The following is a 14,539-nucleotide window of genomic DNA, read 5'->3' as shown; positions in this document are numbered from 1 at the left end:
GCACTGCGTGAAAATGGGAAGGATCTTGGTGAGGCAGTGCCGCTAAGATCCTTCCCATTTTTGGCGAATGCCACAAATGGGGAGGTGGCAGACGCCGCAGGCGGCTGACGGAGGGGTAATGGCGCAACGCCGCAATACCCCTCCACCACCGCTTCGCGGCGGTCCCCCTCCCCATTTGTGCTACGCAAAAAATGGAGATGGTCGTTCGGCAAAACCATTTTCCTACACGGAACAAATATGAAACATTACACCCCTGCACTCCAATCACGCGATTCGGGGTGCTCTTTCTCATGGTGGATAGGTCAGGTGACTGCGGCGGGCTGCCCAGCGTTACGCTGGGTCCTCGCACGCGGCGCGAAAGCGATGCAACTTTCCGCTGCATTATCCGCACTTTAGATCGCTTCAGGGGGGAGGAACTTTTTTCGCCTTGGACAGTGTCAACTGTGTCAACCTGGGTTGGATTTGGCCTCACTCCACCCGCCAGTCCACTGCCCCGCGCCCTTTGGCCTCCAGGAAAGCATTGGCCTGACTGAACGGGCGGCTGCCGAACCAGCCGGTGTGGGCCGAAAGCGGGCTGGGATGCGGCGCGGTAAGGACCAGGTGATGGCTGCCCGGCCCCAGCCCCGGCACGTCTTTCGCTTTCTTGCGGGCATGGCTGCCCCACAGCAGGAAAACGCAGGGCTCCGCCTTGGCGGCAACGGCGGCGACCACCGCATCGGTCACCGCTTCCCAGCCCTTGCCCTGATGCGAGGCGGGCTTGCCGTCCTCCACCGTCAATGCGTTGTTGAGCAGCAGCACGCCTTGCCGGGCCCAATTGGTCAGGTTGCCGTGGCCGGGCCGGGGCAGCCCCAGATCGCTTTCCAGCTCCTTGTAGATATTGACCAGACTGGGCGGCACTTTGACCCCCGGCTGGACCGAGAACGACAGGCCATGCGCCTGTCCCGGTCCGTGGTAGGGGTCCTGCCCCAGGATCACCACTTTGACCGCGTCCAGCGGGGTCAGGTCCAGCGCGGCGAGGCGGGACCCGAGCGGGGGGTAGATCGCCTTGCCGGCCGCTTCCTCAGCCTTGAGGAACCCACCCAGCTGCCGACTTTCCGGGGTGGCCAGCACGGGATCAAGCGCCTTGCGCCAGCTTGCGGGAACTGCATCGCTACCGGACATGGCCTCTTTCCTAACTTCGCGGATCAGCCTAAGCGTTCTGACCTATGGCAGTCTATCTCCACGAAGAAGATCTCCCCGAGGGCGTGCTGGCGCCCGGGCCGATCGCCGTCGATACCGAAACCATGGGGCTGATCACCCCGCGTGACCGGCTGTGTGTGGTGCAATTGTCCGACGGCAAGGGCGATGAGCATCTGGTCCGCTTCAAGCCGGGGTCGGACTATGCCGCGCCGAACCTGAAAGCGGTGCTGGCGGACCCGGCGCGGGTCAAGCTGTACCACTTTGCCCGGTTCGATCTGGCCGCGATCGAGCATTACCTGGGCGTGATCGCCGCGCCGGTGTTCTGCACCAAGATCGCCAGCAAGCTGGTGCGGACCTATACCGACCGCCACGGGCTCAAGGATCTGGTCCGCGAACTGCTGGGCAAGGAGATTTCCAAGCAGCAGCAATCGAGCGACTGGGGCGGCCCGGTGCTGAGCGATGCGCAGCAGGAATATGCCGCTTCCGACGTGCGCTACCTCCACGCCATGCAGGTGATCCTGGCCGAGCGGCTGGTGCGTGAAGGGCGGATGGAAATGGCGCAGGCCTGCTTCGATTTTCTGCCACACCGCGCCCGGCTCGATCTGATCGGCTGGCCGGACAAGGACATCTTCAGCCACGAAGCCTAGGCTGACAGGTACAGGACCGCGATGACCCAAGCCGCCGACCAGATCCGCGACCAGCGCCGCCATTGGGCCGCGCCGGGGGGATCGCATGACCGCACCGTGCGGTTCCTGGCACGCTGGCTGCCCGGCGCTGTGGGCGTGGTCGCGGCGCTGATGATCGTCGGCCCGCTGTTTCCCCGGGGCGAAATCAGCTTCCTGCTTGACCGGACCAAAGTGGCGGCGGTCAAGGAACGGCTGCGGGTGGCCGATGCAATGTACCGGGGTGAGGACAGCCAGGGGCGGCCCTTCACGGTCACCGCCGGCAGCGCAGTACAGGTCAGCGCCGCCGATCCGGTGGTGACGATGCAGAACCTGGTCGCCCGGATCAAGCTGGCCGATGGCCCGGCCGAACTGGCCGCGGCAGGCGGGGTCTATGACTATTCGAAGGAAACCGTCGCGGTGACCGGCCCGGTGACTTTCACTGCTGCGGACGGTTACCGGATGACCACCCAGAACATCATGATCGACCTCAAGCGCCGAATCGCGACCGGGGGTGGCGGGGTGACCGGGGCCATTCCGGCTGGCACTTTCAGCGCCGACCGGATAGTGGCCGATCTTGGTGAGCGCAAAGTGACGCTCGATGGACACGCGCGGCTGCTGATGCAGCCCGGCAAGCTCAGGATGCCGTGATGGCAAAAGGTTCGATCAAAGCTGTTGCTCTCCGCTCGCTGCTGGGCGGTTTCGCGCTGGGCACCCTTGGCCTGCTGGCCGTTAGCCAGGGCGGCGCCCAGGCGATTGCCGGGCACAACAGCGACGCCCCGGTCAGCTATGCCGCCGACCGGATCGAGCTGCAGGACAAGGCCCAGCGCGTGGTCCTGTCTGGCAATGTCGATATCCGGCAAGGCGATCTGCATATGACCGCCGATCGCACCACGGTTGCCTATACCAACAATGGTTCGATCAAGATCCAGCGGATCGACGCGACCGGTGGCGTGCTGGTCACGCGGGGCAACGAAAGCGCGCGCGGCGAAGTGGCGGTCTATGATTTCAACCAGCGGATCATCACCCTGGCAGGCGGGGTCGGGCTGAAGCGCGATGCCGATACGCTGAACGGCGGACGGCTGGTGATCGACCTCAAGAGCGGGCTGTCGAGCGTAAGCGGCAGCGGTGCGCCGGGTGCTTCGGGCAGTGGTGGCCGCGTTTCGGGGACCTTCCAGGTTCCCAAGCGCGGCAGCTGATCCCGCCGCGATGGCTGACCGGCCCGCGCTGTGCCGCGCCGTGCTGGCGCTGACCGGGACCACCAGCCAGCCCGATCTGACTGCACTGGACCTCACCGACTGGCAGGCGCTGGGCCAACTGGCGAGCGAACACCGGCTGCGCCCCTTGCTCCACGCCCAGCACCGCGGCAATCCCGCAGTGCCGCAGGCGATCCGGGACGATTGGCAGGCCGCGCACCGCGCTTCGGCCTTGCTCGCCATGGTCCAGCAGGTCGACCTGATCGAAACCACGCGGCTGCTGGCCGGGGCGGGGATCGAGGCCATGGCACTCAAGGGCGGGTGGCTCGCCTGGCACGCCTATCCTGAAGCCGCGCAGCGCCCCTTGCGCGACATTGACCTGCTGCTGCGCGAGGATCGCTTTGCCGCCGGATGGGACCTGCTGCTGAACGCGGGCTATCGCCCGGCGGCCGAACTCGACTTGCCGCTCGATCAGCTGATGGCAGTCGACAAGAGCCCGCCGCCGCTGATCACCCCGCGCGGCACCGCAATCGAACTGCATCTTCACGCCTGGTTCCCCGAAGGACGGCTGGAATACCACAGCCCGCCCTGCGATGATGCGGGCCTGTTCGCACGCAGCCAGCGCGGCCCCGGCGGTCTGCTCTACCCTTCGCGCGAAGACATGCTGGCGCATCTGGTGATCCACGCGATCTACAGCCACCGGCTTGACTGCGGGCCATTGCTGCTGCCCGATATCGACTTCCTGCTGCGACAGGGTCCGCTCGATTGGCAGGCCTTCTGGCACCGCGCGCAGGCGGGTGGCTATGCCGGAGGGGTGCGGCTGGTGCTCGATCTGGTCCAGCACTATCGCGCCCCGCCCGGGCTCGATCTGACCATGGCGCCGGTCCCGGCCTCTCCGCCCGAACTGCTGGACATGGCTGGGGAATTGATGCTGCAAGACCTTACTACCCGCCACAGCGCAGGCTTTGCCGCTTCGGGTCTGGCGCGCGGGATCAAGGGGCTGTGGCCGCGCATCATGCGCCGGGTGCAGAGCGCAGAGGGCACGGTCCACCACCGCGACAGCGCGCGTGATGGCGGCTATCTGGCCTGGGCTGGCAGCCGTCTGGCGCGCACCTTGGGCGATCTGGCCGATCCCAAGGTTCGCCGCCAATCACGCCAGCTGGCCCTGCTTTCGCGGTGGCTTGATCAATGACCAAGGCGAACGTGCTGCTGCTGACGCTCAACTACGCGCCCGAACCGGTCGGGATCGGACCCTATAGCGCGGGGCTGGCCGAAGCGCTGGCCGCGCGCGGGCACCGGGTGGAAGTGATCGCGGGCAAGCCGTACTATCCACAGTGGCAGGTCTATCCGGCCTATGCCGGGGGCGGGTGGCAAAGCGGTGAGGAACACGGCGTCAGCGTGACCCGCTGCCCCCACTATGTCCCGGCCGAGCCGAGCGGGCTCAAGCGTATCGTCCACCTCGCCAGCTTTGCGCTGAGCGCGCTGCCCGTGGCCTTGCGTGCGGCGCTGCGCGGAAAGGCGCAGCAGCCGCAAGTGGTGGTGGTCACCGCCCCGGCCCTGCTCAGCGTGCTGACCGCCTGGATCGCGGCGCGGTTGGCCGGGGCCAGCCTGTGGATCCACGTTCAGGACTTCGAGGTTGAAGCAGCGCTCGCCACCGGACTGATGGATCAGGCCAGCCTGCCCGCGCGGTTCGCCCGCTGGCTGGAAAGCTGGGTGCTGCGCCGAGGCGACCGCGTGTCGACGATCAGCCCGCAGATGTGCGCCAAATTGCGTGACAAAGGGGTGGAAAGCACCCGCGTGCTGGAAGTGCGCAACTGGGCCGACAGCCGGTTTGCTGCCGATCCGGCTGGCGCTGCCACGATCCGGGCCGAATGGGGTCTGGAAGGCCGGCTGGTCGCGCTCTATTCGGGCAATATCGCGCGCAAACAGGGGATCGAGATTCTGGTCGAGGCCGCACGGCTGCTTCAGCACCGCCGCGATCTGGCCTTTGTGATCTGCGGCGAAGGGCCCAACCGGATCGAGCTGGAACGGCTGGCCGCAGGGCTGGACAATGTCCAGCTGCACGATCTGCAACCGGCGGAACGGATGGGGGCGATGTTGACCATGGCCGATCTGCACCTGTTGCCGCAGATCGCGGGCGCAGCCGATCTGGTCCTGCCGAGCAAGCTGACCAACATGCTCGCCTCGGCCCGGCCGGTGGTGGCGACCGCCGATCCAGGCACCGGGCTTTACGGCGAAGTCGATGGCTGCGGCGCGCTGACGCCGCCCGGAGACGCGGCAGCGCTGGCCGCTGCAATCGAACGTCTGGTCGATGATCCAGCCCAGCGCTCCGTCTGGGGTCAGGCCGCCAGAACGCGGGCGGAAGAACGCTGGATGAAGGATGCAATCATCGACCGGGTTGAAGGTGAGATCGCGAAACTGGCGGGTTAAGGCGGTCGCTACCGAATTCCCACTCCGCACCGTTCGTGTCGAGCGCAGTCGAGACACACGCGCCTGACCTCTCGACTTCGCTCGAGGCGAACGGGGCTTGGTTTGTTTGGACGAAGCTATGCTCGGCCGCTAGGCCGCGCTGTCGGTCGCTTCGCCCGGTTCAATCGGCGCTTCGGTTTCGGCGGGCGGTGCCTCTTCCCCGTCCTCCATGGCCGGATCGCTGCTGGGTGGCAGCGGCGCAGCGGCGGGGGGTGCGGCGGGGGCAAGCTGCGCGCGCTGGGCCCGGATCTGATCGGCGCTGGCCTGGATTTCCGCCTGTCCGCCGTCACTTTCGGTAAAGGCAGCCGCGCTGGCGGTCAGGCCGATGGCCCACAGCATGGCGAATTTCCAGTTGCGAAAGATCAGTTCGTACATCGCCGTTCAGTCCTTCGCCCAGGGCGATTTGTGCGCGGCCGTGGCCTGGACCACCTGCTTGGTCTCATGCTCGCGCGCGACATCGGCGGCGGGCAGGGTGCAATAGGCCGTGGCCAGAATACCCAGCGACCAGGTCAGCGCTTTCCAGCGGCTCGCGAAGACCTGGCTCATCTTGGGACCGAAACCAAACATGGCCTCCGGTCTAGCGGACAATGCTTAAGGAAGCCTATTCGGCCAGCCGCCGCAGTTCATAGAGCAGGTCCAGCGCCTCACGCGGGCTGAGCGCATCGACATCGGTTGCCGTGAGCCGCGCGCGCAGCTGATCGACTTCGGCCTCTTCCGCTTGTGCAGACGCGGCGAACAGCGGCAGATCACCCAGCCCGGCGGCCAGCCCGCCAGTCTCCGCGCGGCCTTTTTCGAGCTTGTCGAGCACCGCCTTGGCCCGGGCCACCACCGGCGCGGGCACTCCGGCCAGCTTGGCCACGGCGAGGCCATAGGAACGATCCGCCGGGCCCTCGCTCACTTCGTGCAGCAGCACCAACTCGCCCTTCCACTCGCGCGCCCGGACATGGTGCAGCGACAAGGCATCGCAGCTGTCCGCCAGCCGGGCCAGTTCGTGGTAATGGGTGGCAAACAGGCAGCGGCAACGATTCACCCCGTGGACCGCTTCAACCACCGCCCAGGCCAGCGCCAACCCGTCATAGGTCGAAGTGCCGCGCCCGACCTCGTCCAGGATCACAAAGCTGCGCTCGCTCGCCTGGGCCAGGATCGCGGCAGTTTCGACCATTTCGACCATGAAGGTCGAGCGCCCGCGCGCCAGGTTGTCGCTCGCCCCGACCCGGCTGAACAGCCGGTCAACCAGCCCGATCCGCGCCCGCGCAGCCGGGACAAAGCCGCCCGCCTGGGCGAGCAAGACCACCAGTGCGTTCTGACGCAGGAACGTGCTCTTGCCGCCCATGTTCGGCCCGCCGACCAGCCACAGGCGGTCATGCACGGCAAGGCGGCAGTCATTGGACACAAAGCGTTCGCCTTTGGCCGCCAGTGCGGCTTCGACCACCGGATGGCGTCCGCCCTCGATTTCCAGTGACAGGCCTTCGCTGATCACGGGCCGGGCCCAGCCGCCTTCTGCCGCGCGCTCGGCTTGCCCGGCGGCGACGTCGATCCGGGCCAGCACTTGCGCGGTTCCGGCAATGGCGTGGCGAGCGGCCACGGCCTCGGCCACCAGCTCTTCGAAGTGGGCTTCTTCCGCGATCAGGGCATGGCCCCCGGCCTGGGCGATCCTGCTGGCTTCCTCGTGCAGGGCCACGGCGTTGAACCGCACTGCCCCGGCCATGGTCTGGCGATGCGTGAACCCGCTGTCCGGCGCCATCAGCGGATCGGCGCGCCCGGCGGGCACTTCGATGAAATAGCCCAGCACCCCGTTGTGGCGGATCTTGAGCGCGGCAATTCCGGTCTGGTCGCGGTATTTCGCTTCCAGCGCGGCAATTGCACGGCGGGCATCGCCCGAGGTCCGGCGCAGTTCGTCCAGCGCGTGGTCATAGCCTTCGGCGATATAGCCGCCCTGGCTGCGTTCGGTCGGCGGACTGGGCACCAGTGCGCGAGCAAAGTGATCGCACAGTGCGCCGTGACCCGACAGGCCCGGTAGCAGCGCGCGCAACGCTTCGGGCAGATCGGTTCGCGCCAGCAGCACATCATGGATCCGCCGCGCCTCGCTCAGCCCGTCGCGGAGCTGGCCAAGATCGCGCGGGCTGCCGCGCCCTGCCACCACCCGGCCCAGCGCGCGGCCCAGATCGGGCAGGCCGCGCAGCACCGCGCGCAGGTCTGCCCGGAGCAGCGGATCGCCGTGCAGCCACTGCACCAGATTGAGCCGCGCTTCGATTCCGGCAGAGTCAGTTAGCGGGGCGGACAGGTCCTCCGCCAGCAGCCGCGCGCCCGCACCGGTGACGCAGCGATCGACCGCTTCGACCAGACTGCCTTTGCGCGTGCCCTGGCTGGAGACCAGGATTTCCAGGCTTGCCCGCGTCGCTTCATCCATCGCCAGATGCGCCTCACCATGGCGCGCCACCGGGGGCAGCAGCAAGGGCAGCTTGCCGCGCCCGGCATGGTCAAGATAGGCGATCAGGCCGCCCGCCGCGGCCAGCATCGCCCGCCCGAACAGCCCGAACCCGTCGAGCGTGGCGACCTGATGCACTGCCTTCAGCCGCGCTTCACCGCCATCGGAGGCAAAATCGCGCGCGGGGCGGGCAATCGCTTCGGCGGGGGCCAGTTCCCACCCCTCGGGTACGACCACTTCGCTCGCCCCCAGCCGCGCGAGCGCCGCGCCCAGCTGACCCGGCGGACATTCTTCCAGCTCCATCCGCCCGGTCGAAATATCGCAGGCCGCAATCCCGCAGGTTCCCCGCACATCGCACACTGCGGCGAGCACATTGGCACGGCGCGGTTCGAGCAGGGCTTCCTCGGTCAGCGTGCCCGCAGTGACGAAGCGGACGATGTCGCGCGCTACCAGCGCCTTTGATCCGCCGCGCTTTTTCGCCTGTTCGGGGGTTTCGACCTGTTCGGCAATCGCCACCCGGCAGCCGGCTTTGATCAGCCGCGCCAGATAGCCTTCGGCCGCATGGACCGGCACTCCGCACATCGGGATCGGCAAGCCCAGATGCTCACCCCGGCTGGTCAGTGCAATATCAAGCACTTGCGCGGCATGGCGGGCATCATCGAAGAACAGTTCGAAAAAGTCGCCCATGCGGTAGAACAGCAGGCAATCCCCGGCCTCCTGCTTCAGCGCAAGATACTGGACCATCATCGGACTGGTGCCGTTGCCTGACATGACAGGGGGTTAGCCGCTCTGGCGACGATTCGGAACGGTGCGATCCCACGCTTTCCCCTATCGCGTGGCTTTTGCATCCGTTAGGGCTGGGCTGAATTCGGAGAAGACCCTTGGCAGAAGAAGTTTCCCAGCAGAACGAAAGCAACGTCCGCTTCACCGAGCGTGAGGCGCTGTTCTATCACAGCACTATCCGCCCGGGTAAGATCGAGATCATCGCATCGAAGCCGATGGCAACCCAGCGCGACCTTTCGCTGGCCTATTCGCCCGGCGTGGCCGTGCCGGTGCAGGCGATCGCCGACGATCCCGCTGCCGCCTATGACTATACCGCGCGCGGCAATCTGGTGGCGGTGATTTCCAACGGCACCGCGATCCTGGGTATGGGCAATCTTGGGGCACTGGCGAGCAAGCCGGTGATGGAAGGCAAGGCCGTGCTGTTCAAGCGCTTTGCCGACGTCGATTCGATCGACATCGAGCTCGACACAGAAGATCCGGACAAGTTCATCGAAGCTGTGGCCCTGATGGAGCCCAGCTTTGGCGGGATCAACCTGGAAGACATCAAGGCCCCCGAATGCTTCGTGATCGAACAGGCGCTGCGCGAACGCATGAAGATCCCGGTGATGCACGATGACCAGCACGGCACCGCGATCATCGCTGCCGCTGGTCTGGTCAACGCCTGCTATCTGACCGGGCGCGATTTCAAGGACGTCAAGATGGTGGTCAACGGTGCGGGCGCTTCGGCGCTGGCCTGCACCGCGCTGATCAAATCGATGGGCGTGCGCCACGAAAACGTCACCGTCTGCGACACCAAGGGCGTGATCTATGTCGGGCGCGAAGGGGTGGACCAGTTCAAGAGCGCCCATGCCGCGGTGACCGACAAGCGCACGCTGATGGAAGCGCTGGAAGGCGCGGACATCTTCCTGGGCCTCTCTGCCAAGGGCGCGGTGACGCAGGAGATGGTCAAACATATGGCGCCCCAGCCGATCATCTTTGCCATGGCCAACCCGGACCCGGAAATCACCCCGCCCGATGTCAAGGCGGTGCGCCCCGATGCGATCGTCGCCACGGGCCGGTCGGACTATCCCAACCAGGTCAACAACGTGCTGGGCTTCCCCTTCATCTTCCGCGGCGCGCTAGACGTGCGGGCAACCGCGATCAATGAAGAGATGAAGATCGCTGCGGCCAATGCCATTGCCGAACTGGCGCGCGAGACCGTGCCCGAGGAAGTCGCGGCAGCCTATGGCCAGAAGTACCAGTTCGGCCCGGAATACATCATCCCCGCGCCGTTCGATCCCCGGCTGATGGAAGTGGTGTCCTCCGCTGTCGCCAAGGCGGCAATGGATACCGGGGTGGCGCAAAAACAGATCGAGGATTTCGACGCCTATCGCACCAGCCTCAAGGCGCGGCTCAACCCGACGACTTCGGTGCTGACCCAGGTCTATGAAGCGGTCAAGGCCAATCCCAAGCGGATGATCTTTGCCGAAGCCGAAAACGAAATCGTGCTGCGCGCCGCAATTCAGTACCGCGATTATGGCTATGGCGAACCAATTCTGGTCGGCCGCACCGATGCGGTCCGGGCCAAGCTGGCCGAACTGGGCGTGGGTGATCCCGGTAGTTACGAGATCGAGAATTCCGCCGTCAGCGAACATGTGCCCGCGATGGTCGACATGCTGTATGAACGGCTTCAGCGCCGCGGCTTTCTTGAGCGTGACGTGCGGCGGATGGTCAATCAGGATCGCAACGTGTTTGCCTCAGCCCTGCTCAAGCTGGGGGTAGGTGACGCGATGGTCACCGGGATCAGCCGGACCTTCGGCCAGACAATCCGCGAAGTGCGCCAGGTGCTCGACCCGCAGGAAGGACGCCTGCCGTTTGGCATCCACCTGATGGTCGGCAAGAATTACACCGTGTTTCTGGCCGATACGACCGTCAACGAACGCCCAAGCAGCGCGGATCTGGCGATGTTCGCCAAGGAAACTGCCGCCGTTGCCCGCCGCCTGGGCCACGAACCGCGCGTCGCGTTCCTGTCCTATTCCACTTTCGGCAACCCGCCGGGCCGCTGGCTGGAACCGATCCGCGAGGCGGTCGCAATGCTCGATGCCGAGCAACCCGGGTTCGAGTACGAGGGCGAACTGGCCCCCGACGCCGCGCTGAACCCGACGGTGATGAAGAACTATCCGTTCAGCCGCCTTTCGGCTCCGGCCAATGTGCTGATCATGCCCGGGCTGCAATCGGCCAATATCTCGGCCAAGCTGCTGCGCGAACTGGCGGGTAACGCCACGATCGGGCCGATGCTGATCGGGATGGAAAAGCCGGTGCAAGTGATCCCGATGACCGCGATTGCGCCGGACGTTCTGACCTTGGCTGTGCTGGCAGCGGCAGGGATCGCGGGATGACCCAGCCGGCGCGCCCGCGCCGCAGCGCCCTCTATCTGCCGGCCTCCAACGCCAAGGCGCTGGCCAAGGCGCGGGGTCTGGGGGCGGATGTGGTGATCCTCGACCTGGAGGACGCAGTCGCGCCCGAGCATAAGCTGGAAGCGCGCCAGATGGCCGTGGCGGCAGTGCGCGAAGGCGGGTTTGGGCGGCGCGAACTGGTGGTGCGGGCCAATGCCCTGTCCACTCCCTGGGGCGCGGACGATTTGGCCGTGCTGGCCGAGGCCGGGCCAGACGCGGTGCTGGTGCCCAAGTTCGACGGCCCGGCGGATGTCCGGGCTTATGATGCAGCGCTGGCCAAAGCCCCGGCGAAGACCCGGCTGTGGGTGATGATTGAAACCTGCGCGGTGCTGCCCTGCCTGCATCAGGTTGCCGCCTGCGCTGCGGACAGCCGCCTGGCGGGGTTCGTGCTCGGCACCAATGACCTCGCCAAGGAAATGCGCGCCCAGCTGCGCCCGGGGCGCGTCCCTTTCCAGCCGGTGCTGACCATGGCCGTCGCCGCGGCGCGGGCGCATGGCCTGGCCGTGCTGGACGGGGTCTGCAATGAATTCCGCGATGCCGCTGTCTTTACTGCCGAGGCAGAGCAAGGCCTGCTGTTCGGGTTCGACGGCAAGACCCTGATCCACCCCGACCAGATCGATCCCTGCAACGCGGTGTTCAGCCCCAGTGCCGCCGAACTGGACTGGGCGGGCAAAGTCGTCGCCGCGTTCGACCTGCCGGAGAATGTGGGTAAGGGTGTGATCAAGCTCGACGGCAAGATGGTCGAACTGCTGCATCTGGAACAGGCCCGCCGCCTGCTCGATATCGCGGCGCTGATTGCAGCCTAACCCCAGGCCTTCCACACCCCGAACCCGCTGGTCAGCACCAGCACGATCCCAACCATGATCAGCATCTGCTTGGGCGGGAAGTGCTTGGCCGCCCAGGCCCCGATCGGCGCGGCGAGCAGACCGCCAATCAGCAGGCCCAGCGTTGCCCCGGCTACATCGGCCAGGCCCAGACGCCAGATGAAAGCCGCTGAGACGGTCAGCGTAAGGAAGAATTCGACCGTGTTGACCGTGCCCACCACCTTGCGCGGATCGGCACCCTGGATCAGCAGGTTGCTGGTCACCACCGGCCCCCACCCACCGCCGCCTGCGGCATCCAGGAACCCGCCGAACAGGCCCAACGGCGCAATCACTCGGGCGGTCTTGATCTTGGGCGGATAAAACAGCCCGCGCACCAGGATGTAGAACCCGATTGCCGTCAGGTAGAGCAGCACAAACGGCTTCACTACCGCTGCATCGAGACTGGTCAGCACATAGGCCCCGGCGATCCCGCCGACCATGCCCGGCACCAGCAAACGGAAGAACAGGTCCTTGTCGACGTTGCCGTGAAGCAAATGGCTGATCCCCGAAGTGGCCGTGGTAAAGCATTCGACCACATGGACCCGCTGTGATGCCAGCGCGGGTGGCACGCCCATCACTGCCACTAGCAAAGTGTTGCAGATCACTCCGAAGGCCATCCCCAGCGCGCCATCGACCAGCTGCGCGGCAAACCCGACCGCGATGAACGGCAGCAGCGCCTCGATGCTCAGCAGCGACAGGTCCATGACCGACTCCCCTCGTGGTTTTGTCAACCAATGTGGTGGAGTTTAAGTAGGAACGGTACCAGAAGGAAAAAGTACGCCTGCGCCAAGCCGCTCTATGGCCAAGCCAGACCGCTACTTGCGGCGGTAGCGGAAGTACCAGACCTCATGCCCGTACACCGTCCGGGCTTTGTGTTCATAGCGCGTCTCGGGCCAGCCGCCGGGGCGTTTCTGGAACTGCTGCGGCTGATCGCACAGCCATTCGAACTGCCCGGTGTGGCGGCGCATCACCATCAGCGCGTGGCGCAGATAGACCGCGTGATCGGTGCCGAAGCGGAACTCTCCACCCGGCTTGAGCTTTGCCGCGAACAGATCGACCGGGCCATCGTTCATCATCCGCCGCTTGGCATGGCGCGCCTTGGGCCAGGGATCGGGGTGAAGCAGGTAGAGGAAGCTGAGCGAGCCATCAGGGATCCGCCGCAGCACTTCCAGCGCATCGCCGTGGTGGATCCGGACGTTGCCCAGCGGCGGATGCGCGCCGTTGTCACCGTCAACATGGGTCAGTGCCTGCGCCACCCCGTTAAGGAACGGCTCCGCGCCGATAAAACCGTGATCGGGCAGCATATCCGCCCGCCCCGCCATGTGCTCGCCGCCGCCGAACCCGATCTCGAAATGCAAGGGCCGGTCATCGCCGAACAGCACTTGCGCCGTGATCGGGCCTTCTTCCGGCATGGCGATGCGCGGCAGCAAGATATCGACCAAGCCTTGCTGCCCGGCACGCAGGGGCTTGCCCTTGGCGCGGCCATAGAGGCGGTTGATCGTGGTCGGGTCACCGGATTTGTAAGCGCTCATGGCGCGGGCGTTTGGCAGTCGGCCCGACACGGGTCAAGGTTGCGCTATACTGACGGCGTTCACGCACAGGACGGGCGCCACGCCGCAGCCAATGGACAAGAAAATTGGGATGGACGCAGGGCAATGCCTGTGGTGATCAGGCAGCATGTCGGTCATGGAACGCCTGCCCAGCTCGCTTGCAGCGCTAAACGACAAGGAGCTCGAAGTGTTGCGCCTGCTCGCCGCGGGGCACACGGTGAAGTCGATTGCCGCCAATCTGGGCCGCTCCGAAGCCTCGATTAACGAGCGCCTCCGTGATGCCCGCCGCAAGACTGGCGTTGGCAGCAGCCGCGAACTGGCGCGGCTGATCGATGCCCAGAAAAATTGGGACAAGAATATCGATCTATCGGCGCCAAGCCCGCTGACCCACGGTCTGGACCAGCCCCCAAGTGCGGGGCTGTTCAGATCGAAAGGAACGCTTGTCATGCTTATCGCAATCCCTGCCGCCGCCGTGGGTCTGGCCATCATGGCCGCGCAGCCGGCGCAATCGCCGCTGCCCCCGCAAACCGCCAACGCGGCCCCGGCCCGGCAATCTCCGCTGGTCGGAACCTGGGCGCTCGATGTTCAGCGCATTCCGGCGGCGGAACGGCCGCAGCGGGTAACGATCACGCTGCGCCGCTCGCAGGATCAGAAATGGTCTTCGCGCGTCGAAATCGTCGCCCCCGACGGTTCCTCCACTTATGCGGAATCAACTGCAGCGGCGGACGGCATTCCGGTGCCGATCAGCGGCACCATGCAGTTCATCGATACGGCATCGCTGCGCCAACCGGCCCCGGGCACTCTGGTCATGACCCTGGGCAAGAACGGCGCACCGGTATCGACGCGGGTCTATACCGTTGCGAAAGATAGCAAATCGATGACCGAAACCATCGTGTGGGCGGGAACCAGCATGCCAAAGCTGGAAACCACCTATTTCAACCGGGTCAATTGAACCGCCCCTGACAAGACAAAAC

At 65.9% G+C, this 14,539-nt stretch carries 14 protein-coding genes; 8 read left to right on the top strand and 6 right to left on the bottom strand.

Annotated elements, in window-relative coordinates:
- Positions 1-468 precede the first annotated feature (468 nt).
- Complete coding sequence (gene ung, locus MNBBLIKP_RS07885; RefSeq protein WP_088309196.1) at positions 469-1,161, bottom strand: uracil-DNA glycosylase; 693 nt, start codon at positions 1,159-1,161, stop codon at positions 469-471.
- A gap of 44 nt (positions 1,162-1,205) precedes the next feature.
- Between ung and MNBBLIKP_RS07880 the strand changes: the two genes are divergently transcribed.
- From MNBBLIKP_RS07880 to MNBBLIKP_RS07860, 5 genes are read left to right on the top strand one after another with little or no spacing between them, the layout of a single operon-like run.
- Positions 1,206-1,826: a ribonuclease D gene (locus MNBBLIKP_RS07880; RefSeq protein WP_088309194.1), complete on the top strand. Its 621-nt coding sequence runs from the start codon at positions 1,206-1,208 to the stop codon at positions 1,824-1,826.
- A gap of 21 nt (positions 1,827-1,847) precedes the next feature.
- Positions 1,848-2,492 (top strand): LPS export ABC transporter periplasmic protein LptC, encoded by a 645-nt coding sequence (locus MNBBLIKP_RS07875; RefSeq protein ID WP_088309192.1) that lies wholly within the window; start codon positions 1,848-1,850, stop codon positions 2,490-2,492.
- Positions 2,492-3,040 (top strand): LptA/OstA family protein, encoded by a 549-nt coding sequence (locus MNBBLIKP_RS07870; RefSeq protein ID WP_088309190.1) that lies wholly within the window; start codon positions 2,492-2,494, stop codon positions 3,038-3,040. The genes MNBBLIKP_RS07875 and MNBBLIKP_RS07870 overlap by 1 nt, the downstream gene beginning before the upstream one ends.
- Before the next feature lie 10 nt (positions 3,041-3,050).
- A complete protein-coding gene (locus MNBBLIKP_RS07865; protein WP_088309188.1) occupies positions 3,051-4,229 on the top strand; it encodes a nucleotidyltransferase domain-containing protein in 1,179 nt (392 codons plus the stop codon).
- Complete coding sequence (locus MNBBLIKP_RS07860; protein ID WP_088309186.1) at positions 4,226-5,467, top strand: WcaI family glycosyltransferase; 1,242 nt, start codon at positions 4,226-4,228, stop codon at positions 5,465-5,467. Before MNBBLIKP_RS07865 ends, MNBBLIKP_RS07860 begins: the two co-directional genes overlap by 4 nt.
- A 129-nt stretch (positions 5,468-5,596) precedes the next feature.
- Here the strand turns inward: MNBBLIKP_RS07860 and MNBBLIKP_RS07855 are convergent, their stop codons facing one another.
- The 3 genes from MNBBLIKP_RS07855 to mutS are packed head-to-tail and all read right to left on the bottom strand — an operon-like array spanning position 5,597 to position 8,705.
- Positions 5,597-5,881 (bottom strand): hypothetical protein, encoded by a 285-nt coding sequence (locus tag MNBBLIKP_RS07855; protein ID WP_088309184.1) that lies wholly within the window; start codon positions 5,879-5,881, stop codon positions 5,597-5,599.
- A 6-nt stretch (positions 5,882-5,887) separates the two neighbouring features.
- On the bottom strand, positions 5,888-6,052 hold the full coding sequence (locus MNBBLIKP_RS07850) for a hypothetical protein (RefSeq protein WP_254912960.1): 165 nt from the start codon (positions 6,050-6,052) through the stop codon (positions 5,888-5,890).
- Positions 6,053-6,107: 55 nt separating this feature from the next.
- Positions 6,108-8,705 (bottom strand): DNA mismatch repair protein MutS, encoded by a 2,598-nt coding sequence (gene mutS / locus MNBBLIKP_RS07845; protein ID WP_254912959.1) that lies wholly within the window; start codon positions 8,703-8,705, stop codon positions 6,108-6,110.
- A gap of 110 nt (positions 8,706-8,815) precedes the next feature.
- On the opposite strand from mutS, the gene MNBBLIKP_RS07840 reads away from it, so the two are divergent.
- Positions 8,816-11,095: an NADP-dependent malic enzyme gene (locus MNBBLIKP_RS07840; protein ID WP_088309180.1), complete on the top strand. Its 2,280-nt coding sequence runs from the start codon at positions 8,816-8,818 to the stop codon at positions 11,093-11,095.
- Entirely contained in the window at positions 11,092-11,958 is an 867-nt protein-coding gene (locus MNBBLIKP_RS07835) for an HpcH/HpaI aldolase/citrate lyase family protein (RefSeq protein WP_088309178.1), read from the top strand. The genes MNBBLIKP_RS07840 and MNBBLIKP_RS07835 overlap by 4 nt, the downstream gene beginning before the upstream one ends.
- Here MNBBLIKP_RS07835 and MNBBLIKP_RS07830 read toward each other — a convergent pair.
- Together MNBBLIKP_RS07830 and trmB are read right to left on the bottom strand one after the other, a co-directional pair.
- The gene (locus MNBBLIKP_RS07830) at positions 11,955-12,719 is read right to left on the bottom strand and encodes a sulfite exporter TauE/SafE family protein (RefSeq protein ID WP_088309176.1); all 765 of its coding nucleotides are present in this window, start codon (positions 12,717-12,719) and stop codon (positions 11,955-11,957) included. The genes MNBBLIKP_RS07835 and MNBBLIKP_RS07830 overlap by 4 nt on opposite strands.
- Before the next feature lie 111 nt (positions 12,720-12,830).
- Positions 12,831-13,547, bottom strand: a complete 717-nt coding sequence (gene trmB, locus MNBBLIKP_RS07825) for a tRNA (guanine(46)-N(7))-methyltransferase TrmB (RefSeq protein WP_088309174.1) — start codon at positions 13,545-13,547, stop codon at positions 12,831-12,833.
- Between the two features lie 145 nt (positions 13,548-13,692).
- On the opposite strand from trmB, the gene MNBBLIKP_RS07820 reads away from it, so the two are divergent.
- Positions 13,693-14,517 carry a helix-turn-helix domain-containing protein gene (locus tag MNBBLIKP_RS07820; RefSeq protein ID WP_254912958.1) on the top strand — a complete coding sequence of 275 codons (825 nt, stop codon included), beginning with the start codon at positions 13,693-13,695 and terminating at the stop codon, positions 14,515-14,517.
- The last annotated feature ends 22 nt before the right edge of the window (positions 14,518-14,539 follow it).

Source organism: Novosphingobium sp. B 225 (assembly GCF_002198665.1).
Lineage (GTDB): Bacteria > Pseudomonadota > Alphaproteobacteria > Sphingomonadales > Sphingomonadaceae > Novosphingobium.
This window is presented reverse-complemented; position numbering and strand designations above follow the sequence as displayed.